16 protein-coding genes, 5 tRNA genes and 2 pseudogenes are annotated in these 24,385 nt (G+C 41.6%); 10 read left to right on the top strand and 13 right to left on the bottom strand.

Annotated features, from left to right (window positions below; genetic code table 11):
• Window positions 1–58: 58 nt before the first annotated feature.
• A complete protein-coding gene (locus BFG52_RS03005) occupies window positions 59–1,000 on the top strand; it encodes a tRNA dihydrouridine synthase (RefSeq protein ID WP_179946358.1) in 942 nt (313 codons plus the stop codon).
• Window positions 1,001–1,140: 140 nt separating this feature from the next.
• On the opposite strand, the gene BFG52_RS03000 is transcribed toward BFG52_RS03005, so the two are convergent.
• Window positions 1,141–3,573, bottom strand: coding sequence for a TonB-dependent receptor (locus BFG52_RS03000; protein WP_067552433.1), 2,433 nt, complete (start codon window positions 3,571–3,573; stop codon window positions 1,141–1,143).
• A 199-nt stretch (window positions 3,574–3,772) separates the two neighbouring features.
• Window positions 3,773–4,231, bottom strand: coding sequence for a hypothetical protein (locus tag BFG52_RS02995; protein WP_067552430.1), 459 nt, complete (start codon window positions 4,229–4,231; stop codon window positions 3,773–3,775).
• Window positions 4,232–4,901: 670 nt separating this feature from the next.
• Here BFG52_RS02995 and pgaB point away from each other — a divergent pair.
• The 3 genes and pseudogenes from pgaB to pgaD form a co-directional block, all read left to right on the top strand.
• Complete coding sequence (pgaB, locus tag BFG52_RS02990) at window positions 4,902–6,917, top strand: poly-beta-1,6-N-acetyl-D-glucosamine N-deacetylase PgaB (RefSeq protein WP_407639232.1); 2,016 nt, start codon at window positions 4,902–4,904, stop codon at window positions 6,915–6,917.
• An 8-nt stretch (window positions 6,918–6,925) separates the two neighbouring features.
• A complete protein-coding gene (gene pgaC, locus BFG52_RS02985; RefSeq protein WP_067552427.1) occupies window positions 6,926–8,185 on the top strand; it encodes a poly-beta-1,6-N-acetyl-D-glucosamine synthase in 1,260 nt (419 codons plus the stop codon).
• Window positions 8,186–8,213: 28 nt separating this feature from the next.
• Window positions 8,214–8,624, top strand: a pseudogene (gene pgaD / locus BFG52_RS02980) (poly-beta-1,6-N-acetyl-D-glucosamine biosynthesis protein PgaD); the annotation flags it as partial.
• A 214-nt stretch (window positions 8,625–8,838) separates the two neighbouring features.
• Here the strand turns inward: pgaD and BFG52_RS02975 are convergent.
• Together BFG52_RS02975 and BFG52_RS02970 are read right to left on the bottom strand one after the other, a co-directional pair.
• Window positions 8,839–9,177 carry an FKBP-type peptidyl-prolyl cis-trans isomerase gene (locus BFG52_RS02975; protein ID WP_067552421.1) on the bottom strand — a complete coding sequence of 113 codons (339 nt, stop codon included), beginning with the start codon at window positions 9,175–9,177 and terminating at the stop codon, window positions 8,839–8,841.
• A 70-nt stretch (window positions 9,178–9,247) separates the two neighbouring features.
• Window positions 9,248–9,778, bottom strand: coding sequence for a YaeQ family protein (locus BFG52_RS02970; protein WP_067552418.1), 531 nt, complete (start codon window positions 9,776–9,778; stop codon window positions 9,248–9,250).
• Window positions 9,779–10,557: 779 nt separating this feature from the next.
• Between BFG52_RS02970 and BFG52_RS02965 the strand changes: the two genes are divergently transcribed.
• Window positions 10,558–10,800 carry a hypothetical protein gene (locus BFG52_RS02965; RefSeq protein WP_067552415.1) on the top strand — a complete coding sequence of 81 codons (243 nt, stop codon included), beginning with the start codon at window positions 10,558–10,560 and terminating at the stop codon, window positions 10,798–10,800.
• Window positions 10,801–10,960: 160 nt separating this feature from the next.
• Here BFG52_RS02965 and BFG52_RS02960 read toward each other — a convergent pair whose 3' ends face one another.
• The 4 genes from BFG52_RS02960 to BFG52_RS02945 all read right to left on the bottom strand — a co-directional run bounded on the left by BFG52_RS02960 (window position 10,961) and on the right by BFG52_RS02945 (window position 15,828).
• A complete protein-coding gene (locus BFG52_RS02960; protein ID WP_067552412.1) occupies window positions 10,961–11,482 on the bottom strand; it encodes an acyl-CoA thioesterase in 522 nt (173 codons plus the stop codon).
• A gap of 148 nt (window positions 11,483–11,630) precedes the next feature.
• Window positions 11,631–12,572: a patatin-like phospholipase family protein gene (locus BFG52_RS02955; RefSeq protein WP_067559049.1), complete on the bottom strand. Its 942-nt coding sequence runs from the start codon at window positions 12,570–12,572 to the stop codon at window positions 11,631–11,633.
• 275 nt (window positions 12,573–12,847) lie between these two features.
• Window positions 12,848–14,185 carry a DcaP family trimeric outer membrane transporter gene (locus BFG52_RS02950; RefSeq protein ID WP_067552409.1) on the bottom strand — a complete coding sequence of 446 codons (1,338 nt, stop codon included), beginning with the start codon at window positions 14,183–14,185 and terminating at the stop codon, window positions 12,848–12,850.
• A gap of 422 nt (window positions 14,186–14,607) precedes the next feature.
• The gene (locus tag BFG52_RS02945) at window positions 14,608–15,828 is read right to left on the bottom strand and encodes a multidrug effflux MFS transporter (protein ID WP_099092611.1); all 1,221 of its coding nucleotides are present in this window, start codon (window positions 15,826–15,828) and stop codon (window positions 14,608–14,610) included.
• A 136-nt stretch (window positions 15,829–15,964) separates the two neighbouring features.
• Between BFG52_RS02945 and yccS the strand changes: the two genes are divergently transcribed.
• The 5 genes and pseudogenes from yccS to BFG52_RS02920 all read left to right on the top strand — a co-directional run.
• Window positions 15,965–18,139 (top strand): YccS family putative transporter, encoded by a 2,175-nt coding sequence (gene yccS, locus BFG52_RS02940; protein ID WP_071890068.1) that lies wholly within the window; start codon window positions 15,965–15,967, stop codon window positions 18,137–18,139.
• 117 nt (window positions 18,140–18,256) lie between these two features.
• Window positions 18,257–18,817, top strand: a complete 561-nt coding sequence (locus BFG52_RS02935; RefSeq protein WP_067552403.1) for an SdpI family protein — start codon at window positions 18,257–18,259, stop codon at window positions 18,815–18,817.
• A 160-nt stretch (window positions 18,818–18,977) separates the two neighbouring features.
• Window positions 18,978–21,704 (top strand): PepSY domain-containing protein, encoded by a 2,727-nt coding sequence (locus BFG52_RS02930; RefSeq protein ID WP_067559044.1) that lies wholly within the window; start codon window positions 18,978–18,980, stop codon window positions 21,702–21,704.
• 105 nt (window positions 21,705–21,809) lie between these two features.
• Window positions 21,810–23,351: an IS1182 family transposase gene (locus BFG52_RS02925; protein ID WP_067552400.1), complete on the top strand. Its 1,542-nt coding sequence runs from the start codon at window positions 21,810–21,812 to the stop codon at window positions 23,349–23,351.
• Window positions 23,352–23,525: 174 nt separating this feature from the next.
• Window positions 23,526–23,657 (top strand): annotated as a pseudogene (locus BFG52_RS02920) (YdcF family protein); the annotation flags it as partial.
• 158 nt (window positions 23,658–23,815) lie between these two features.
• On the opposite strand, the gene BFG52_RS02915 reads toward BFG52_RS02920, so the two are convergent.
• From BFG52_RS02915 to BFG52_RS02895, 5 genes are all read right to left on the bottom strand, one after another.
• A tRNA-Val gene (locus BFG52_RS02915) sits at window positions 23,816–23,891 on the bottom strand.
• A 54-nt stretch (window positions 23,892–23,945) separates the two neighbouring features.
• Window positions 23,946–24,022, bottom strand: a tRNA-Asp gene (locus BFG52_RS02910).
• 46 nt (window positions 24,023–24,068) lie between these two features.
• Window positions 24,069–24,144, bottom strand: a tRNA-Val gene (locus tag BFG52_RS02905).
• Window positions 24,145–24,184: 40 nt separating this feature from the next.
• Window positions 24,185–24,261: transfer RNA gene (locus tag BFG52_RS02900), tRNA-Asp, on the bottom strand.
• Window positions 24,262–24,309: 48 nt separating this feature from the next.
• Window positions 24,310–24,385: transfer RNA gene (locus tag BFG52_RS02895), tRNA-Val, on the bottom strand.

Below are 24,385 nucleotides of genomic sequence, written 5' to 3'. Positions count from 1 at the left end.
ACTAGACAAATGCCAGCATTATGCGTATAACCCAGTTTTTTGTTTTGAGTAGGCACCATTGAAACTCATTCTTGCACCTATGGAAGGCTTAACCGATCCCATCATGCGTGATGTGCTGACCCATGTCGGTCGTTTTGATTGGTGCGTGACTGAGTTTATTCGGGTCACAGACAGTGTCTTACCCGACCATATCTTTTATCAATATTGTCCAGAATTACGCCAGCACGCCAAAACCAATGCTGGCACGCCAGTCCATGTGCAATTTTTAGGCAACAACCCTGAGATGCTCGCTGCCAATGCCTTACGTGCTGTGGCACTTGGTGCTCCTGCCATCGATCTAAACTTTGGCTGCCCAGCCAAAACTGTCAATCGTCATCGTGGTGGTTCTATATTGCTAGATGAACCCGAAGTAGTACATCTACTGGTCAAAGCTGTACGACAAGCTGTACCAGCGCATATTCCCGTATCGGCCAAGATGCGCTTAGGCTATATGGATCGCAACTATACTTTGGACAATGCCCATGCCATTGAAGAAGCAGGTGCAGCATGGCTCACTGTACATGCACGAACCAAAGCCGAAGGCTATACACCGCCCGCATTTTGGGATCAGCTTCGCCCTATTCAAGATGCTTTAAAAATCAACGTGATTGCCAATGGCGAAATCTGGAACTACCAAGATGCACGCACCTGCCAGCAACAATCGGGCTGTGAGGATCTTATGCTTGGTCGTGGTGCTGTGACCACCCCGGACCTCAGTCTCTGTATCCGCCAACACCGTGACCACGCGTGTTTGAGCTGGGCAGAACTACTAGATCTACAAATTCGCTTTATACGTGGTCCAAGCAAAACCGAAATCGCCATGCTGGGCAGATATAAACAATGGCTTGGGATGATGTCAAAACACTATCCCGAAGCACAGGCTTTATGGACGCAAATCAAACGCTTAAAGAAAATTGATGATGCCATTCAAATTCTCTGCGCAGCACAGCAGCAGCGCTAAGCCCACGGCAATATCTGCTGAGTCAGAGCGAACCACGACGGTATCTCTCTTTTGACTCAGCTCTTGCAGACTTAGCTCTCTTGGCTTAGCGCTCTTGACTCAGCTCTCTTGACTCAGCTCCAAAAGATTATCACGCTCCACTACAAGGTAAATTGCACACCGATCTGAAATGCACGTCCGGGTAAAGGTGCAATGTATTTCAGCGGTGACTGATGCGGGCGCGCTTCTTGATTTAGTAAATTAGACGCTTGAATAAACAGATCAAAGACAGCATTTTTTAATACCATTTTTTTACTCAGCGATGCATCCATGAGACTGTAGGCTGGTAATGCCACCTCAGAACTGACATTCTTCCCTAAATATTCAGCTTTATCGTAATACACCGTTGACCAGCGAGCTTGCCAAGTATCTTTTTGCCATTCTAAGCTGAGCCCATAGCGATTGGTCGGCATATTGGGCAAATACACCCCATCATTGGCTAAGCGGATAACACTCGGATCAGTCGCCTTATTTTTAACCCAATCGGCAAAGACTGAAAAAGTCAGATCTCCATAACCTTGCAATGCCAGCTGATGACTTAAATCGACTTCAAAACCATCAATTTGCGTATCTGTTTGCTGCCAATATTTCAACGGTAAACGATTCGCCATAGCCGCCCCCGAATGGCTTAGAAACAAATAATCATCAAACTTCATCCGATACAGCGTGGTACGAAGAGCTGTTCCGCGCCAATCTATACTACTGCTTAACTCTAAACTTTTGGCGACTTCTTTACGCAGCTGTTGATTGCCTTCTTCTTGGGTCATAATCGAATAATGCGGATTACTGGCATATAACTCATTGATTTCAGGCGCACGCTGTGAATAGCTGTATTTGAGTTGCAGCCCCCAATGGTCAGTGACTCGCACTTGACCGCCAATAAAATAACTATTTAAATCAAATTTTTGATCTTCTAATTGCCGATTACTCGCATTACGCGCCAGTTGAAAAGTATCATCATTGACACGATGCATAAGCTGCTCAACCCGATAACCCGCATCGACCGACCACCGTGAAAAGTCTAATTTTTCAGTGATAAAAAACGCTTGATTTTCGGTCTTAACATTGGGTAAATAACGCTGAGGTCCCGTACCACGCACATCACGTAAAGCATAGTTTAGCCCTAGCTCACCGACTAAATGCTGTAATGGCTGATGTTTGATCGCCAGCTCTATAGCGTTTTGTTTAAAATGATAATGATTGGCCTCGCGTCGCCCTAAATATTCACCAGAACGATTATCCAATTGTGAGGCTTTGAAACTGAGCTGTTCTAGAAAAGGCAAGGGTTGTTCAATGACCGATTCTAAGGTCAGTTTGTTTTGCTTTATTTTGACACCGACCGGCAGCATATCGGTGTAGTTGCTTTGGAATGATTTATTTTCCATCGAAAAACCCGGTACGCCATAATCACTTTGTTTGTGGTCTAAACTTATCCCAATATAACCTTGATCAAAAAAATAACTCGAACCAATTGCAAGGTTTTTATTTTCCATATAGCTATTTTCAAGTTTTTTGCTGTAATTCGGAGTGACATCTCGCTTAATATATTCTGTGCGATATTTTTCACTGCCCTCGACATAATCTGGATTTTCAGGATTATGAAAAGTCTCCAGTCGACCATTAACAAAATACTGTGAGCTGGCCTGATCGGTATATTTGAGTGATTCTAAACCATCATAATAATCATAAAAATGTTCTGGATTGGCAGCAATATCATCCAGTACATATTGGTTTAAATACTTTGGACTGGCTTTATTAAACAGCTGATTTATTCTGGCATCGCGTTGACAAGCATCTGCCAAAGCACTGTTCACACCACCACCGGTAGGGAAAATAAGTGTGTCACACACAGCGGCTTTACTATTGCCAGGTATCTTATACGAAGAAATATGCTGGTTAGAATACTGTACATTGGTCGAAAAGTTTTTTTGATTATTGATATTTAACTTAAAGCCCTTGGCATCAAAATCATTAAAACCTTTTTTAAAGACCACATCCAAACGATGATCTTCATGCTCTAAAGATCTGGAAATCAAACCAGTATCGATATCGACTCGCCCACCAATCGCGGCTCCGCCATAACGCACAACATCTGCCGATTTATTGACCGCAATAGAGCGACTAAATAATGGCTCAAAAGGAATATTCACATTCCCACTAAAAGCATTCATCGCATTCACGGATTGACCATTCTCTAAAATACTAACCCGATGCCCGCTTAAACTACGAATAATCGGCGCCCCAGCATTGGGTCCAAAGGCACTACTTTGTATTCCAGAAACATGTGCCAATGCTTCACCCAAGCTATTGGCGGTTGCAATACGCTTCGGTTCGACATGGACCAGCCCGCTTTGTAGCAGATCGGTATCCACTGTAGATGCATAATAAGACAATGTTTTTAAGGGAATAATCTCCCCATCCTGCGGCTTATTTTGTGCCAACAATACAACTTGTTGCTGCACATCTGTTTGTGCATTGGCATATTGACCGCGTATCGCGAGAAGCACCAATAACATGAGCCCCGAATAACGCATACTTACCCCTTTTTTAAACATCTTAAAATTTTTAACCATTAAAATGAAATGTTATAACATAACATTAATATGGTTTTTAAGTGATATTAAAGACATTTTTTTTGTCACGCGATGCGATGCTGTATTTTTATACTGGATGCGAACTTAGCGAGCGAGATACGCTATAAACTGAGCTTCAAAGACAAAATTTAAAAAAAAATTAATGCTGTACCATATGCTCTAGATTAAAGCGATCGATATGCACATAGAAAACCCCATAACGTCCAACATAATATTCCAATGATTGCTGTTGGTAACTCCAATAAATACTCCATTCCCCCAGCTCTTTATCTTGAATATAACTCAGTGCGGCAGCAGGCATTTTATTGAGAAAATAGACTTGAATCTGATCTGCCTGGGTTCGTATGCGCATGTGTAGTTGCTGTTCAAATAATAATGCCGCCACTTGATCAAATAGAATTTGATTAAAAGCATGGTCGAGTTCTTGTAATTCACGTTGTTGGCTCGCATCAACATGGACTGGCTCAGCTACAACTTTTTGCAGGCTTAAAATTTTAACAAAAGGCAAGCTCGCTGTATGATGACGAAGCAGCATCAGCAGTTTATATCCGAGCCCAATCATTAGCGCAGCAGCTATAATGATTTCTACAAGTCCCATAATTCACCAATGCATCATTTAATCAATTGTTATCATTTATCAGGTTATCGATCGAAGCAAACGACCATGCTATTTTTATATGACAATTCAGTACATAGCATATGGTTTTTCATATTTAAAACAAATTGTAACTCAATTATGCCTCGCATAGACATCATAAAAACTTATAGTTCTTTTTTAATACTTGTTTGCCAGCCAATCCTAAACTAAAACTTAACAATATGACCCAAGCACGATAAAATCAACCTATCATCTACATCTTGCAGCACTGGGCTTTCCGTTATACTGCACTGTTTTTTGGCATGTGGTTTTTTGGTATGTCATTTTTTCGCATGTAGCTTTTTCGCATGTCGTTTTGCCGTGTATATGCCTGCATCATCTGGTGCACTCCCCAATAATGATGCCAGCAGCAATACAAAGCACATTATTTTTGGCTGTTATGCTTTTGAACTTTGCTTTTGAACTTTGCTTTTAAACTTTGTTTTTTAACTTGCATCATTTTTAAGTTTTGCAATTTTTAAGCAAATTTTCAGTTTTGTTGGATAGATTATCTTGGTATCGACCATGATGGTCATGCTTTATTGGTCAGGATGTTCAAACAACATGCAATATTTCATGCATGGGCGATGCCAACGCGGATGGCAATATTTAGGTTCTAGAGAAATTAGCTATGTTTAATCAAACATTATTATTGCGCAACCTATGTGTTGCTTGCATGTTGATGCTACAGAGTATCAGCAACATGCTATGGGCTGAAACGCCTACAGAAACAACACCTTCAGCAATAGACTTAAATACCTTGACCATTATTGGCTATCACGAGATCAGCCCACCAGCACAGGCCCTCATTGCCGATTATGCAGTTAGCCAACAACAGTTTGAACTGCACCTCGATTGGCTCCAAAAAAATGGCTACCACTTTATTAGCGTCGATCAGCTCATTCAAGCCAATGCCGCTAAGATTAGCCTACCCACGAAACCAGTACTGCTGACTTTTGATGATGGCTATCAATCTTTTTATCAAAATGCTTTTCCCATCTTAAAAAAACGAAAAATTCCAGCACTAGTCTCAGTGGTCGGTTCATGGCTTAAACCCAATGCAACACAAATGGTCAATTTTGGTGATAGTCATATACCACGCCGCCAATTGCTCAGCTGGCAAGAACTAAAAACTATGCAAGACAGTGGTTTAATTGAAATTGGCAGTCATAGCTATGACTTACACCGTGGCATCATCGGCAATCCACAGGGCAATTCAGAGCCTGCGGCAACCACACGATTATATGATCCACACACGGAAAAATATGAATCCGATAGCCATTATGAAAAACGTATTTATCAAGATCTCAAACAAAACAATCAAATTTTAACTGCTCACGGCATCCGCTCACCACGCGTTATGGTCTGGCCTTATGGTCGCTATAATATGAAAACTATCGCTATTGCACAAAAATTGGGTATGCCCATTACCATTAGTCTGGACGATGGTCCCGATCATATCCACAAATCACTGGGACAATTAAATCGAATTCTAATCGAAGGTGGCATGAGCACAGATGATTTGGCACAAGAAATTCAAAATCGCCAAATGAATCTAAGCGACAATAATCGCCCACAAAAAATCATGCATGTCGATTTAGACTATATTTATGATCCAGACCCCACCCAGCAGGAACGCAATTTAGGACATTTACTTGATCGTATCCGCGCAATGAATGTAAATACCATTTATTTGCAAGCCTTTTCCGATCCTGATGCCAATGGTTCTGCCGATATGGTGTATTTCCCGAATCGCTTTGTACCGATGCGTGCTGATCTCTTTAACCGAGTCGCTTGGCAAATTCAAACACGAACACAAGTTTCACGTATCTATGCATGGATGCCACTTTTGGCATGGGAACTCCCAGCAGACAATCCCGTAGCACAGCAACGGGTACTCACAGAAAATAGCCAGCAAGGCGATCACCTCAATATGGGATATATTCGTCTTAGCCCTTTTTCCGCCACTGCACGTCAAACCATTCGCGGCATTTATCAAGACCTAGCAAAGTCTGCCAGTTTTAATGGCATTCTTTTTCATGATGATGCCACTTTATCTGACTATGAAGATGCCAGCCCAGAGGCATTAAAGGTCTATGCCCAACAAGGTCTAGGCACAGATCTTGCCGCTATTCGCCAAGATGAAGCCCTGTTACAACAGTGGACTGCACTCAAAACCAAGACCATTGATAACTTTGCAATGGAGCTCGCGGCTGAAGTTCGCCAATACCAACCGTTCTTACTCACAGCACGTAACCTCTATGCCCAAGTCGCCTTGTCGGCTTATGCCGAAAATTGGTATGCACAATCCTTAGAAGAATCACTCAAAAAATATGACTTTACCGCGATCATGGCCATGCCTTATATGGAGCAAGCCAAGGATCATGATCAGTTTTACCAAGACATGGTTACGCGTCTTAAACAATATCCAGCGGGCTTGAAAAAAACAGTCTTTGAATTACAAGCCACCAACTGGCGTAATAATGAAAAGCTTCCATCAGCTGAATTATCGCGTACCATACAATCCCTTTATCAACAAGGCGTATTACATGTCGGCTACTATCCCGATGATCCGATTCAAGATCATCCAGATCCAGCAATTATGCGTAAAATATTTGATCAGCAGCCTTCACGCTTAATTCCATAGGCCACACCATGATGCTTACACATAAGCTTTGGCAATCGGTTCTGAACTTTATTTTTTATTATCCATTATTTATGTCTTATTTATGGATGATCGGCGCACTGATTTTTTATTGGCGGGAACGGCGTGAACCGAGCTATCAGACACCGCCTGCGCTCAGCGATTATCCGCTCATTGCAGTGCTGATCCCCTGCTTTAATGAAGGTGATAATGCTGAAGAAACCATTAGCCATGCCTTAAAATTGGATTATCCAAATTTTGAGGTCATTGCCATCAATGATGGTAGCCGTGATCATACCGGACAGGTCCTAAATACGCTTGCAGCACGCCACACACGTTTAAGAGTCGTGCATCTGGCTGAAAACCAAGGTAAGGCAATGGCATTACAAGCGGGTAGTTTAGTAACAGATGCTGAGTTTTTATTGGGCATCGATGGGGATGCCCTACTTGACCCACATGCGGCACGCTGGATGTTACGACATTTTAAAGACCCCAATATTGCTGCGGTCACAGGCAACCCCCGCATTCGTAACCGTTCCACCTTATTGGGGCGTATTCAAGTTGGTGAGTTTTCATCTATTGTTGGAATGATCAAACGTGCTCAACGTAGTTTTGGTCGACTTTTTACGGTTTCTGGGGTGATTACTATTTTCCGTAAAAGCGCCATTCATCAAGTCGGCTACTGGTCTCCCAATATGTTAACTGAAGACATTGATATCACTTGGAAGCTCCAACGCGCTGGCTGGAATATCCAGTTTGAACCGAATGCTTTGGTCTGGATTCTCATGCCCGAGACCTTAAAAGGTTTATGGAAACAAAGACTAAGATGGGCCATGGGCGGAGCACAAGTACTGATTCAAAATATCGATATTTTATTTAAGCCTAAACTTAATTTTTTATGGCCACTCTTGATTGAATTATGCCTCACCCTCATGTGGTCTTATTTAATGTTATTCACGACTGTACTGTGGTTATTGCACTGGTTTATACCCACGCTCAGTCTATACAATTTGTCTTCTCCCCTCATTCCAACAGGTATGGGCATCCTACTTGGTGCAACTTGTTTAATTCAGTTTGCACTCAGTAAATGGATGGACAGCCGTTATGAACCAAATCTTGCCAAAAATTATTATTGGATGATTTGGTATCCTTTTGTTTTTTGGCTAATTACTGTTTCTGCCACCATTATCGCCTTTCCTAAAGCCTTAGCTCGTAGCCAGCAACAACGTGCGCGTTGGACCAGCCCCGACCGTGGTTTTAGAAAAGATTAGCGATATAATGTCATGCAGGAGTATATTCATGAATAGCAATGCTTTAATTATCGACATCCGTAAGCAATTGCCATGGCATCGTCGTTATGCATCCACCACCTCGACGGCAATGCTGTGGCTGATTTGGTTATTGTTGTGGCGTCCCATCATGCTGTTGTTCGGTTTTCTGGGGGTTCATAAACCAGAATTAATCGCCAAATTTTTTAATTCTTTTTTTCTTGTTGTTGAAAATGGTTTTGTGGCTTTAATCGCTTGTGCAATTTCCCTATGTTTATGGCGCAGTTTAAGTGCACGCCATCCACGAGCATCGGCACAGCATTTATCTTTAAATGCCACAGCACAACATTTTCATCTCAACCACCATAGTCTGGCGCAGGCGCGTCAACAAAAAATTTTAACCCTACACCATGATGCGCAGGGGCAAATTATTTTACTTGAAAGTGCAACAACGCCAGCACACAGTAAAGCCATCAGCACAGTAGATGCAGCAATCGAGGCACACCCCTTAACCGTTTAAAACTAAATCAATAACCACCATAAAATTTTAAATAAACCTATTATAAAATAAGCAAAATTAAAAAGCGGTAGCATGAACTACCGCTCAACTATAGCGAGCATAAGCTTTGCTCTAGCATGTCATCTTATACAATGAGTTAATCTCTGGTTTTGACATCAAATAATTCTATTTCAAATACCAAATTGGCATTGGCTGGAATAATATTGCCAATTTTACGCTCACCATAAGCCAAATGTGCAGGAACGATTAACTTACGCTTAGCACCCACTTTCATCCCGATGATGCCTTGATCCCAGCCTTTGATCACGCGACCTGTTCCGATTACACATTCAAAGTATTGCCCCCGGTCAAGCGAGCTATCAAATTTGGTTCCGTCTTCTAACCACCCAGTATAATGCGTGGTAATCAAAGCACCTTTGACGGCTTCTTTACCTTCACCAACTTTTAAATCTATTATTTCCAATTGTGCTGACATATCAGTTACCTTTTATTGCATCTTTAGCTTTGACGTATACCTTTTATTGTAGCGTTATTATAGCGAAGTCTTATTGTAGTTGGGTCCAATGGACTTCAACTTCACCATCATCACTGAGCAAATGACAGCTACCATCTAAGGTATTGAGCTGTAACTGCATACTGCGTTGTACCAAAGCTTCTAATTGTGCAACGGTACTCGATGCCAGTTGCCAAATTTCAACATTACGTAAGCTTTTCAATTTACTGTTTTTTTGATACCAAGTTTCAACCGCATTGCCATAGCATATAATAGCAACTTGTTCACAGCGGGCGCTGGCTTTCTTAATTTTGTCTTCATCTGGGCAACCGACTTCAATCCATTTGAGACACTGACCCGTCAAGTCTTTTTGCCACAAAGCGGGTTCATTGCTTTCAAATAAATCCTGTGTAAATTGTAAATCCTCCGCGGCATAACGGGCAAAAGCCAAAATACGGATCATCATACGTTCTAAGGTTTCCGATGGATGTAATGCTACCGTCAATGCATAATCGGCATACTGATGCTGATCCATCTCTGCGATATTTAAATTTACTTTATAAATGGTTGCTTTTAGTGCCATAAATTCATCCTCAATCTTGGCGCTAAGCATAAGTGATTTAAGACAATGATGCAGTTTATATTTTCAGTGATCATGCCAAGTAATCAAAACAACAAAACCAGTTACTGAGCTGCAAACCAGTATCAGATGGTGATCATCTTCAGCTCCACGAACAGCCCTCTCCAACCGACCAAGCCAATTGCGCCATATAATCCATCAACTTGCTGAGTTTTGAATTGCACAACAGACTTTATTTGCAAGCAGCATTGAAAAATAGTCCGTTTTCTTCTATTCCTCCTAACCAATATATCCGACAAAATAGTCGCAGTAGCTTTGGCATAAAGAAGTGCTTTCCCATAGGTTACTCCTCGAAAAATATAAATTTAGTGATATAAATCACAATTATAATTAAATTAACAAGTTAACATCTTGTTTTTGATTTAAAACTTCAATTATGCCATTTTCGCAATATATGCCATGTTGTTACCATTTGGTAAAAAACTAGCTGTTTTTTTGCGCACACAAACATATTTAAATACATTTAATTGGGCGCTCATCCAGATTATTTCACACAAAAACAACAAAACAAGCTTGTTTGTTTACTTTTGTAAATGTGAGTGTTTCGCTTTGTTGCTAACCTTGTCGCATATCCTGAGCAACGTTAGCATAAATTTTCTTCTTGATCGTACGGCTTTACTTGCTGCAAAGCCACATCACAAGATCAAGTCGATGAGAGGTTTATTTTAAATACTTCTCTTCGTTGTTTTAGAAACGTTATAGAAATACATAAGGATGCCATTATGAAATTAGTTAAAACCCTACTTGCCACTACTGTTCTTTTAAGTGCAATGAGCACTTTTGCTGCGACTGAAGATGAAGCATTAGCTGCTGCACCTGCAGACAACGCAACTGTTGCAACTGAGACCACTGCACAAGACAACAACGCTGAAGCAACTGCTGTTCAACCATCTGCTGCTATTCCTGCGCCAGAAAGCGCTGCTGAAGATGACAGTGCAGATCCTGCGATTCAATCTGAGCAATAATCAAGGTATTACACCTTAATACCGAATACCCAAACAAAAGGCTAAACCCTCCAGAGTTTAGCCTTTTGTTTATTTGCGATCATCGATTTAGATTAAACTCCAGCATGATTAGACCTTAAAAACTCAGCCTCACCACAAGAATAATCTCACGTCATCAAGTTTAAGATGAGGTCTCATGTTTATAAATACTACAAGAGGGTTGATGATACTCTTTTAAACGATTGATCTTACGTTGCTCTGCCGCTTCAAAACGACAACGCTTCCAGTCATTATCCAAATTTAACTCAGGTACTACCGTTGGCTTACCCTGTTCATCCACTGCAACCATGGTGAAATAGCAGCTATTGGTATGTCGTACCGTACGCTTTTGAATATTCTGTGCTTCAACACGAATCCCGATTTCCATCGAGGTCCGCCCAACATGATTGACACTGGCTAAAAAGCTAACCATTTCCCCAACATGAATAGGCTCTTTAAAGGTAACTTTATCGACAGACAGCGTGACCACGTAGCTGCCTGAATAGCGGCTGGCACAGGCATAAGCGACTTGGTCTAATAGTTTTAAAATGGTTCCACCGTGCACGTTGCCTGAAAAATTTGCCATTTCTGGTGTCATCAATAGCGACATGGTCAATTCAGACTGGTCATCCGCAATGGCAACCATTTTATCGAGCTGAGTCATAATTCATCCATAAATGTTAGAACAAACTAAGTTTAACCAATTCTGAGTGAGATGACGCACAATGCGAAGCATAATTTTCAGTTAAAGCTCAGGATAGCACCCATTACACCCTGCTATTGGGTAAATGGATAAAGTCGATAAGGAAAGCTTAAGGGCTGATGGCTTGTACCTGCTGCTGTTCAGCCAGATGCTGTAATTGTTTTAATTTTAATTGTGCCGCCTGATGCCCTGCTTCAATGGTTTCTTGTCGCATAGACACATCAAAAATGTGTGTTTTAGACTGTAAATCGGGTTGAATGACAATATCTGCTTTGCCTAGCTCTTGTTCTGCCAATTGACTCTGCATAATATTAATATTTTGATTGAACAAACCCCACATATTACTGGTCTGTGTATTGACAGGCTGTGCCAAGATATCAACAGCAATCACAATATCTGCGCCGAGCTGCCGTGCAACATTGACAGGTACCGGACTCACTAAGCCCCCATCAACATATTCTTTATCTGCAATTTTAGTCGGGATAAACATACTGGGAATTGCAATCGATGCACGCACGGCTTGTCCAGTATTGCCACTATTAAACACAACGCGCTTACCTTCTTTCAGCTCTGTTGCAACCACATACATCGGAATACGCAAATGCTCTAAAGTCTGTGCATTGACTTGTTTATTGACATAATCTTCAACTTTTTGACCATCAAAGAAACCTTTTAAGCCGACTTTAATATCACGCACATCGGCCGCTTTCATGTCTAAGGCAATTTGTTCGAGTTGTTTGGAGTTTTTACCACTCGCATAAATAGACCCGACTATACTTCCGGCACTGCTGCCCACAATAAAATCTGGTTTAATTCCGGCTTGTTCTAAGACTTGGATTACCCCTATATGCGCATAGCCACGTGCTCCCCCACTGCCTAAAACCAAAGCAATGATCGGTTTATTTTGTTTTTGTTGAATACGCTTTTCGGCTAAATTGCGATTTTCTGTTGCATCAGGTAATTGCGGGCGCTGTTGTTTTGTGGGCGCCACTGTCTGACAAGCACCCAAAGCAAATATACTGCAGAACAATCCAACTTTAAGCCATTGCATAGGTCTAACATCTTCACTTAAAAACAACAGCATAGATATAAACATAGTTCACGATGCATTGTTGTAATTTTTATTTAAATTGTCATAAAGATGCGCTAGCTGAATAAATGCGGGATGAAGAAACGAAGCATGCATCGACTAGGGATAAGTGGTGGGCTAGAGATGAATGCTGGACTAAAGATGAGGGAAATACATGCACTATGTGGTTAAAGCACGGGTCGTGGGCAATGACTTGCCCACGACCCGAATGCATTTGATGTCAGAGATTACACGAATTAGAAATCGTATTTCGCCATTACACCAATACGGCTATCACGACCGATACGGTCATCAATGGTTTCGCGCTCACCATAAATGTATTCAGCACCCAAGGTAATTGGTTTAACGGGGTTATAGAACACGTTAATCCAACCTTGTTGTAATTGATCATTTTTGTGTGCCGCACGATTGGCTGTAGATTTTTCTACGCCATCATAGAACAATGCGCCATAAGCAATATTGGTACGCCATTTTTCATTGATTTTATAACCCAAGCCAACAGATACTGCGTCTTGATCAATCAATGAAATACCGCGACCATTGTTGTCTACATCATAGGCTTGATCACTATACAATAAGTATTTGTCATCACCTGTTAGATGCGTATAGTCGGCAGTCAATGTAAGTTGATCATTAAATTTATATTTGGCGCCTACCCCGACACCCCAACTAAATTTATTTTGATCGTTATATTCACGACCTGCACCATCCACTAAACGTGCACGAGTTTCTTGTGCCAAAACACGACCCGTCACTAAAGCTTTGTCATCGGCAAAGCTATGTGAAATTTTTGCCGTTGCCGTTGGTAAACGGTTGGCACTACGACCTTGTTCTAGACCGACAAATGCTTGTGTTTTGTCAGCAAGTTTTTGGCTATAACGAACCATGGGTGTACGGTAAACCCCTGCACCTAATGGAGAACCAAAATCTAGCATTTCAGGCTGTGTATCTAAAGACAAGAAAGATGATGTGGTTTGACCCAAGAGCCAGTTATTATAGGTCAAGTAAGCATGACGAATACGAACGGTATCGCCATTTGAACCACCGCGGAAATCTAACTCAATTTTACCGCCAACATCCGCACCGTTTACTGGTGCAACAAAATCTAAACCAATACGGGAAGCACCGACGTTGCTATAGAAACGGTCTTTATTGGGGTTAAGCACACCATTCTGTGCCACGCCATTAAGATCCACCGTGTTGATACGGTTATAAATACCATCGCCACCTTTAAATTGGTATTCAGAGTCCAAACGAACCGAACCGTAAAGTTTGACACTAGCACCCGCTTTGGATTTTAACTCGCTCAAGACCGACTGAGGCTTGGCTGCCGCAGTCTGTGCAGGTACTTGCTGCAAGTAAACCTGTTGTTGCTGTACCTGTTGCTGCACTTGTTGTTGTTGAACTTGTTGCTGTTGAATCAATGCTTTCAACGCTTCAACTTCTTGACGCAATTTTTGAATTTCAGTTTGCTCGGCAGTCGCTGCATGAGCAGTTCCCATCATTGCAGCCAGTACTGCGACCGCAATACCACCTTTCATAAAATTCTTACCATTCACCGTACGATGACTCATTGGAGACTCCTCAATTGTTTTTTCTACGTCCTTGCAAGCTTGCACTACATCGTTGTAAATTTGGGCTTACATACCCGCATCAATGTTTCCTAGGCTAACCGAAAATGCGGCTTAACAAATAATTATTAAAAGAAAATGAACTTCCTTTTAATAAAAAGTAACTTAATGTGTAAAACACGTGAATAATTTAACAAGTTATTTCACAATTGAAAATCATTTTATTGCACTTACTTATAACTCTTTTATTTATACCCTTATTTTAATGTGCTATTACGATAGCGTTATGCTGCAGCATGTCGTGATATCCATCAGAAAGCAATAGTTAAATACATGTTATATCGAACAATATTGATGACAGGTCGATTAGATGAAAATAAATCTTAGACCTGCCACACACTGTTCTAAAAAAGCTGTGATCTTATTCAGCCAAGGTTTTTAATTGTTGTTTTTTTAAGCTCTGACGCCATTTTCCAGATCACAACACTGCCAAGCAAAGTGAAGAAAAACAATAAAATCCCCATATTGAGCAGCGCACTCCAAGCGAGAAAGTTGAGCACCAAGCCACCCAACAGCCCACAAGCAAATTGCATACTGCCCATTAAGGCACTGGCACTACCAGCACGCTCACCTTGTTTAGACATGGCTAAGGTCATACTGTTGGGACCTGTCAAACCAATACCCGCCACGGCCAAGAACATCCCTAACATCGCCCACCACAGTGCATGCGCACTAAAGCTTGCCAAGATCACAAGCACCGCACCTGACAATTGCACCAAGGCACCTAACTTCAAACGTGTCATTATTGCGGTATGTGGAATCAAACGTTTATTTAAGGCAGACAACAACATAATGCCAAAAGCATTTAGGGCAAATAAATACGCAAAATTTTGCTCAGAAATCTGAAATTGCCCCATCATCACAGCGCCCGCAGAGCTAATATAAGCAAATAGCGCACCGCCCGTTAGACTGCCTGCCAACATCGGTTGTCTAAAGCTTTTATCAGATAAAATTTTAAAATACAGTCCAAAGACCTGCCCAACCGAGAGCGCTAAACGATGCTCTGAAGCAAGGGTTTCTTTAAACCAAAAATGCACACTCAAGAAACAAAATAGACCGATCAACATCAAGGCAATAAAAATTGCTGGCCACTGCCAATGCACAATAATTTGTGCACCAATAATCGGTGCCAGTATAGGTGCCAAGCCCATGACCATCATCATGCTGGAAAAAGCTTGGGCTGAGCCCTGCACATCCAAACAATCTCGAATTGCAGCACGCGCCATCACGACCCCAACACAACCACCCAATGCTTGTAACACACGGAAAATCATCAAAAACCATTCATTTGGTGCGAGGGCACAGCCCAAGCTTGCAACCGTAAAAAGTGCCATGCCAAAATACAGCGGTTTTTTACGCCCAATACGATCACTGAGTGGACCATAAATCAATTGACCGATAGCTAAACCCAAAAAATAAGCTGGCAATGTATTTGCCATCATTTGTATGCTGACCTCATAGCTTTGCGCCATCAATGGCAAGGCCGGCAAATACATATCGATGGATAATGGACCCAGTGCGGTGAAGAGCGCCAATAATAAAATCCATGCCGTAGCATATTGGCGCTGATTGCTTGTCGTCATAATAGAAATTTAAACTTATTCATGAATACTCAAAGACAAGTGTAATCACAGCATAGTATGATTGATAGCCCCTAATACACCATTCTTGCGATACTGCAGCGATGCAATCCATTCACCTTCAAATAAAAGGACAAAAAACGTGAATGCTTGGTTAAAGCAATTCAAAAAAGCAACCTACAATAGCTCCTTGATGTACAGCCTCAGAATGAGCATTGCTTTTGCCGGCACAGCATTTGTACCCTATTTTTTAGGGCAGCAACTTTGGACCATCCCCTTAACCCTTGGTGTTGTTGCTGCCGGTTTAAGTGATATCGATGACCGCTTTAGCGTCCGTATTATGAATCTGGTCTATACCTATATCGGCTTCTTTATTACCGCAGCATCCGTACAACTGTTATTTCCTTATCCATTTGCATTTGCACTCGGCTTAATCAGTTCTTGCGTCTTGTGGATTTTACTCGGTTCACTGGGGCGTCGTTATGCAACGATCTCTTATGGTTGTTTGGTGGTCTCGGTTTATTCCATGCTGGGCGTACATCTGTTTGATCACTGGTACCAACAACCGATCTTATTGGTCATCGGTGCCATTTGGTATGGACTCATTTCTACCATCAGTTTCTTACTGTTCCCGATTCGCCCTGTACAAGATAAATTGGCGAAGTGCTATAGCACAGTAGGTGATTTTCTCTATGCCAAATCCAATTTATTTGATGTCGACATGACCCCTCAAAGCTTTGAACAAAGCACTTTTGGGCTGTCGATGGAAAATGGCAAACTGGTCACCACCTTTAATGATATGCGGACTGCATTATTAACACGTTTAAAAGGTGACCGTGGGCAACGTGATACACGACGTAGTCTACAATACTATTTTGTCGCGCAAGATATACACGAACGTGCCGATTCAGCTCACATCGATTACCAGCAACTGGCACAGGTCTTTGCCCATAGCGATATTTTATTCCGCTTTCAACGTATTTTGTCCTTGCAAGGCAAGGCCTGCAAAGATATGAGTGAAAGCATCTTACAACGCCGCACCTATCAACATAACCCACGCTTTGAACATGCTTTTAACAATTTACGCAAATCCTTAGAGCGTCTAAAACAACGACAAGATTATGATTTAATTTGGATTAATGCATTATTTGCACTCTATCAAAACCTGAAGTCTATCGATGTACAATTGCGCAACCTCGAAACTGAACGTCACATTAACCTCGATAAAACCCATACCTTAGAACAACAGCTCAGTGATGATGACCTCAAAGGATGGCATGATATTGTGGTGCGAATTCGGCAGAATCTCAGCCCGGAATCGGTACTCTTTCGCCATGCGATACGGGTTTCAGTGGTACTCTTAATTGGTTATATCTTTGTTCAAGTCACGCATATTGAATATGGCTACTGGATTTTACTCACAGCACTTTTTGTGAGCCAACCTAACTTTAACGCCACCAAACGCCGCTTAAGACTGAGGATTTGGGGGACTTTGGTGGGGATTATTTTAGGCTATGCCATCCTGTACTTTATTCCCTCGTTAGAAGGTCAGTTATTATTACTGATTATTTGTGGTGTGCTGTTCTTTGAATTACGCAGTAAGCAATATGCACAAGCCACTGCATTTATGACGATTTTAGCGCTGATCAACTTTAACCTAGATGGTATGGGCTTTGCTGCCGTGATGCCACGTTTTATTGATACCGTAATTGGCTGTGCATTAGCTTGGTTTGGCGTCAGTTTTATTTTCCCAGACTGGAAGTTCCGCCGCCTCCCCCGCAATATTCGCCGTGTCTTTGAAGCCGAATGTCAGTACTTAAGCGAAGTTGCCCAGCAATATCAAGAAGGTCGCAATAATGGTCTCAATTATCGTATTGTGCGACGTGCAGTCCATCGTGCGGATGCCGATGTTGCTTCGCTCATTTCAACCTTAGTCACTGAACCGGATGTAGACCGTACACAAAAGAAATTGGCGTTTAAGTTTCTCTGCTTAAACCATACTTTTATTAGTTATATTGCAGCTTTAGGTGCACATCGAAATAAAATTGATGATCCTGAAGTCCTTGAGCTACTCAAACACGCCATTACACAGATTAAAGCAATGCTGTTAAATGATGAAAATCATCATTTTAATACAGCGCTTATTCTGCAACAAATCCGTGAACGCCTACAGCAGAATGAGCAAGACAACGCAGAATCTTTGATTATTTTGCAACAACTTTCACTGATGTTTGGCTTACTAGAACAATTGTCCTACTTAAAGCAAAGTCTAAGTCATGAAAGTGATGAACATGCCAATGCATGGGCATCGTTATAGTCCGCGATCATTGACGCTACGCAAATAATTCAAGGCTGAGCAGCTGAATATACTCACGTGCTCAGCCATTTTAATGTTAAACTCTGAGAAGTTTCATTCTTCGATATTGTTGATGCTATGACCACAAAAAATTTTTACGCCTATACTTTAAAACCTGTTCCCTATGAAATTAGCGAAGCAGAGCAACGACAAACCCAATTGCTCATTTGGCGTAGTACCAATAAAATCAGTCTAAAAGTTTGGATTATCATGGCTGCTGTGGTATTGCTTTCTATTCTAGGCCTCGTCTTGATTAAGAACTATTCCACCATTATTTTTTGGGTCCTCATTGCCTGTGTGGTTATTTTCTATTTGGTGCGCCGCTTTGGACTAGAGTTTTATGTAAAACGTAAAATGAAAGAGTTTCCTGTTCAAGAGATCAAAGGCTTACAATTAGGCGTCCAACCGCATGGGATTGTGATGCGTCAGCAAATGGGCATTCAACATGGTGTAGCCACCATTGCCTGGAAAGAAGTCTATGAATGGTATGATCATGCCGATTTCTTGTTGATTAACTTTAAAACCAAAGGTCAACAAGGCGCTTATATCTTGCCAAAACGTATGAATAGCAAAGATTTCTCTTTCGACACCATTCGCAAACACCTCAACGAAACAGTCGGTGCAGCCAAAACATTATAATAATCATGCGTTGAGAGACTGAACAATCAAAACCTCCTTTTTCAGGAGGTTTTTTGTTTTTCAAGCACTTAAACAGATAAATGATAATGAGAATCCATACTATCTGCAAAATATTCAGCTATACTTGCCAGCCAACGAATTAGCCGACATTTTATACGCCATGCTAAAAAAAACGTTTTTCCAGATCCACTGGTTTTTAGGGATAACCGCAGGACTAGTCCTGTCCATTATGGGAATTTCTGGGGCAATTTATTCTTATGATCAACAAATTTTAAAGTTGATTAATCCGCATAGTTATACAGTGACTGTGCCAAATACCGAGAAACTAAGTCCTGAACAGATTTATCAGCATTTTGTCAGTGCTGACCCCAATATAAAAATTAATAGCATCACCATTGCTGAAGCAGCCGATGCCTCTTCCAGTATCAATATTGTTCGAGAAGGCGAACGTCGTGGTTATACCATGATGATCAACCCTTATACCGCCGAAAAATTACCCGAGGTAAAAGGTCGCGACTTCTTCATGTTTATCATGCAATTACACCGCTACTTAACCGCGGGAGAAGTGGGTAAACAAATTACTGGGGCATCAACCTTGATGCTGATTTTCTTTGTCCTCAGTGGCGTCTATTTACGTTGGCCAAAAAAACACTCGTGGAAACAATGGTTCGCAATTAAGCCCAAACTCAAAGGACGTAACTTCATCTGGGATCTCCATGCCGTTGTTGGTACATGGGTTGTGGTATTTTATTTGATCATTGCCTGTACTGGTCTATATTGGTCTTATGATTGGTGGCGTAATGGCATGTTCAAAGTCATGGGCGTACCCTCCCCGCAAGCACAGCAAATGCAAAACCGAGCGAATGCACCAGCACAGCAACAGGGTGGACAAAATAATAACCATGCTGCTGCAAATCCCCCAACACAACGTGATCGCCAAGGCGGCAATCCGGCTGGCACAAATACAGAACGTGCTAGACCTGCGGCGGATCGCGCAATGCAAAGCAATCAACCACAAGAACGACAGCAAGGACGGGGTCGAGATCATCAGGATCAACACGATGCACCAAATCCAGAGCAAATTCAAAACATTCTACAGCGTAGCTGGCAAGGCTTTCACCAACAATACAGCACAGCTTACTCAAGCATTAGTTTTAGCATTCCCAAACAAGTAGATGGAAAAATTGAAATAAGCTTTGTCGACAAGCCTGCTCAACACGATCGAGCACGCAATAAAGCCGTCTATGATTATCAACAACAAAAACTGCAAGATATTGAGTTATATAAAGACAAAAAACTTAATCAAAAAATTATGAGCAGTATGCTGCCCGTACACCGTGGTAGCTTCTTTGGACCTGTGTTCCAATTCTTATTTATGTTTGCCTCATTATGCATGCCTTTATTCTTTGTCACAGGATGGATGCTCTATCTTAAGCGTCGTAAACAGAAAAAATTGACCCTCGCTGCACGCCAACACATGCAAAGCAGTATTAACAATAACGACCAAGGCGCAGTAGATTGGATCATCTGCTATGCCTCACAAACTGGTGTGGCGGAACAACTGGCTTGGCGTACCGCAGGCAGCTTACAAGAGGCACAACAAAGCACACAGGTGCTGGCACTGCAAAACTTAAGCACAGAAAGTCTAAACAATGCACAGCAAATCTTATTTGTTGTCAGTACCTATGGCACAGGAGATGCACCAGACAGTGCAATGAGCTTTGAAAAGAATGTCCTCAGCAAAACATTTGATCTCAGTCAGTTACGCTATGCCGTACTGGCATTAGGTTCTAAAGAATATGCTGATAGTTATTGTGAGTTTGGTCATCGTGTCGATGCTTGGCTCAGTGCGAATGGTGCTCAAAAACTATTTGACTGCATTGAGGTCGACAATGCCAACAATGACGATATTGCGCGCTGGAATACAGCGTTGGCAAGTAGTACACAATTAGAGCTACACAGCATGAAACTTGAAAAAGTTTTCGATCAATGGCAGTTGCAACAACGTGACTTACTCAACCCCAATAGTCTAGGTGCACCAGCTTATCTGATTACGCTACAAAGTGATGCAGATATACTATGGCAAGCCGGTGATATTGCAGAAATACAACCCGCCAATAGCGCCGCAGATATTGCCAAGTTCTTAGACAGCCAGCAGCTTTCTGCTGATAGCATGGTAACGCCAAGTGCTCAGCGCCTCGCTGATGCCTTATGGGATCGTAACTTACGTGGAGACATCGGTAAAAGCAGTGATCCAGAACAATTGTTGGCACAGCTTCCTATCCTACCTAGCCGAGAATACTCAATTGCCAGTATTCCCAATCAGGGGGATTTAAAATTAGTGGTCCGTCAGCAACGAGATCCACAAGGTGAGCTAGGTCTAGGCTCAGGCTGGCTAACCCAGCATTGCCGTCTTGGCGGTCAAGTGGCTTTAAGAATCCGTAGCAATCCGTCATTCCATCTTATTGATGATAATCGCCCAATTATTTGTATTGGCAATGGTACTGGCATCGCAGGTTTGCTGAGTTTATTGTCTGAACGCATGCATTTGGGTTATCACGATAACTGGCTGATCTTTGGTGAAAGACAACGTGCTCATGACTTCTTTATGCAACAACAGTTAGAGCAATGGCAACATGCCCATATGTTGAAACGTTTAGACCTCGCATTCTCTCGCGATCAAACTGAAAAAATTTATGTTCATCATCTACTACGCCAGCATGCTGAGCATGTTAAAACATGGATCAGTAATGGAGCGGTAATTTATGTTTGCGGTAGTATTCAGGGCATGGCAAGTGATGTCGATCATGCATTGATTGATATTTTAGGTGCCGATCTGCTTGAACAGCTTCGTGCTGAACAGCGTTATCGCCGTGATGTCTACTAGTCACAATCTCTGCTAGATATCTAGCACCTCATCGTTAAAAGAGGCTGTCTCAAAAGGCAGCCTTTTTGCTGTATAATTAAGCCATCTTAAAAAAGGATATTTAAGATGGCTATAAAGACATATCACCAAAACCAACTTCACTTAATTCCTCATAGCTTTGATGACTTGATTCCTGAGAAACACCCTGTTCGCTTAGTGAATAAAGTATTGGATCAAATTGACAGTAGCCCATTAGTAAATGCGTATGATGAATCTGGTCGACCAGGTTATCACCCACTACTCATGCTTAAAATCATGGTCTACGCTTATATGACCAATACCTATTCCTCTCGTAAAATCGAAAAAGCTCTACGTGAAAATATTAATTTCATGTGGTTAAGCAATATGACCATTATTGATCACAATACGATTAATCGCTTTAGAAATTCAAAGTTAGAGCAATGCTTTAAAGACATATTCAAACAGATCGTATTGATGTTAGCTGAAGAAGGAGTCATTACTTTAAAAGAGATTTACACAGATGGCACCAAACTTGAGGCACAAGCCAATCGCTACACCTTTGTGTGGGGTAATGCAATTAAAACCAACAAAGCTAAGATGCTTAAACAGCTAGATGAACTATGGAAGTATGCTCACCAAATCGAAGTTGGCGATCAAGAACCGAGTAAGCTTGAAATCACAGAAATATCATCGCATACGATAGATCAAGTTTTAAAAGCGATAGATGATCGTTTGAATGAACATTCGATTCAACCGGATCAAGCGACTAAAAAGAAATTAGGTGCGGTAAAAAAAAACTTTAAGAATCGACTAATAGACTACGAAGAAAAAGAAAAGATCCTTGATGGGCGCAATTCGTATAGCAAGACTGACCATGATGCAACTTTCATGCGGATGAAGGAAGACCATATGAAAAATGGTCAACTTAAGGCTGGTTATAATGTTCAAATAAGCACTGAAAATCAGGTAATTGTTAATTATAGCGTGCATCAAAATAGTAATGACTTTCCTACATTAAAGCCCCATTTAGAGCAAATGCGTGAACTTTATGGCGAAGAACAGTTTCAAGAACTTGAAGTTATTACCGCTGATGCAGGTTATGGTAGTGAGGAAAACTATCAATATTTAGAACAGCAAGGGTTATTAGCGTATATCAAATACAGCACCTTTGACTTAGAACGTCGTCAACAACGTGGTAAAAAAGCCAAACAGAATTTAAAAAATAAGCAATATCTACATTACAACGCGATTGATGACTATTATGTTTGCCCAATGGGACAACATATGACGAAGATCAAAGATAAACAAACAAAAACCAGTAGTGGATTCATTCAACATATCAGTATTTATGAGGCACAGCGATGCGAAGGATGCCCGCTTAGAAGTAGCTGCCATAAGAGCCAGGGCAATAGACGAATTGAGAGAAACCATCATTTAGAGCATTACAGGACGTTAATGTATGAACGCTTACTAAGTGAAGAAGGAATCGAAAAGCGTAAGCGACGAAGTATAGAAGTTGAACCGGTGTTTGGACATATAAAGTCGAATCGAGGCTTTAAGAGATTCACGCTTAGAGGGATGCGAAAAGTGAATTTAGAGTTTGGATTACATGCTTTAGCACACAATATGATGAAAATGGCAGCTTAAAAGGCTGCATTTTTACTTTTAGAAGTAAAAAGAGGAATAATAAAAATATTTTAAGGATCAAAAAAGAATATGGTGAAAATGAAGATGACTTAAACAAAAAGCCGCCCCATTGAGTTAATGGGACAGCCTCTTTTATTGGGCAACAGTCAACGATTGGCTATACTCGAACGCCAAGCCCTCGCCCATAAACAAGGCTATAGCAATATTTATAGTATTGCTGCTCCCACACCAATCAGTACACGCTATAACGCATGGCTACGTGAATACTTTGCTTATATCAGTGCTTGGCTACTTGATGAATATTAATAATATATAAGAATCAAAGAATTAAAATAACAATAAAGTAAAAAATAAAGACCGGCCTAGGCAATCAGTTAAGTTGCTAAATGCCATGCCATAAAGAATAGAGCAAAGAATGCTTCAGAAGAAATAAATATAAAAAAGATTATACAGCAGAAGGGATATGGTGGGCGCTGACGGGATCGAACCGCCGACATTCTGCTTGTAAGGCAGACGCTCTACCAACTGAGCTAAGCGCCCTTTGTCTGTAGACTCATTGCGAGACCACAAAAAGGATATCAATGCATTGTGAAATGGCGCAGCGGACGGGACTCGAACCCGCGACCCCCGGCGTGACAGGCCGGTATTCTAACCAACTGAACTACCGCTGCATCAAGAGATACTTTGACGTACCGTCACTGTTTCACAGATGAACTGTGGTGGGCGCTGACGGGATCGAACCGCCGACATTCTGCTTGTAAGGCAGACGCTCTACCAACTGAGCTAAGCGCCCTTTTACATTATACAAATGTATAATATTTTGGGGTATTTGATGGCGCAGCGGACGGGACTCGAACCCGCGACCCCCGGCGTGACAGGCCGGTATTCTAACCAACTGAACTACCGCTGCATCAAAAGATACTTTTTCAAGTATTGTCACTATTTCACAGATAAACTGTGGTGGGCGCTGACGGGATCGAACCGCCGACATTCTGCTTGTAAGGCAGACGCTCTACCAACTGAGCTAAGCGCCC

This window comes from Acinetobacter larvae (assembly GCF_001704115.1).
Lineage (GTDB): Bacteria > Pseudomonadota > Gammaproteobacteria > Pseudomonadales > Moraxellaceae > Acinetobacter > Acinetobacter larvae.
Note: the sequence above shows the minus strand (reverse complement) of the source record. Positions and strands in the feature narration are given on the sequence as shown.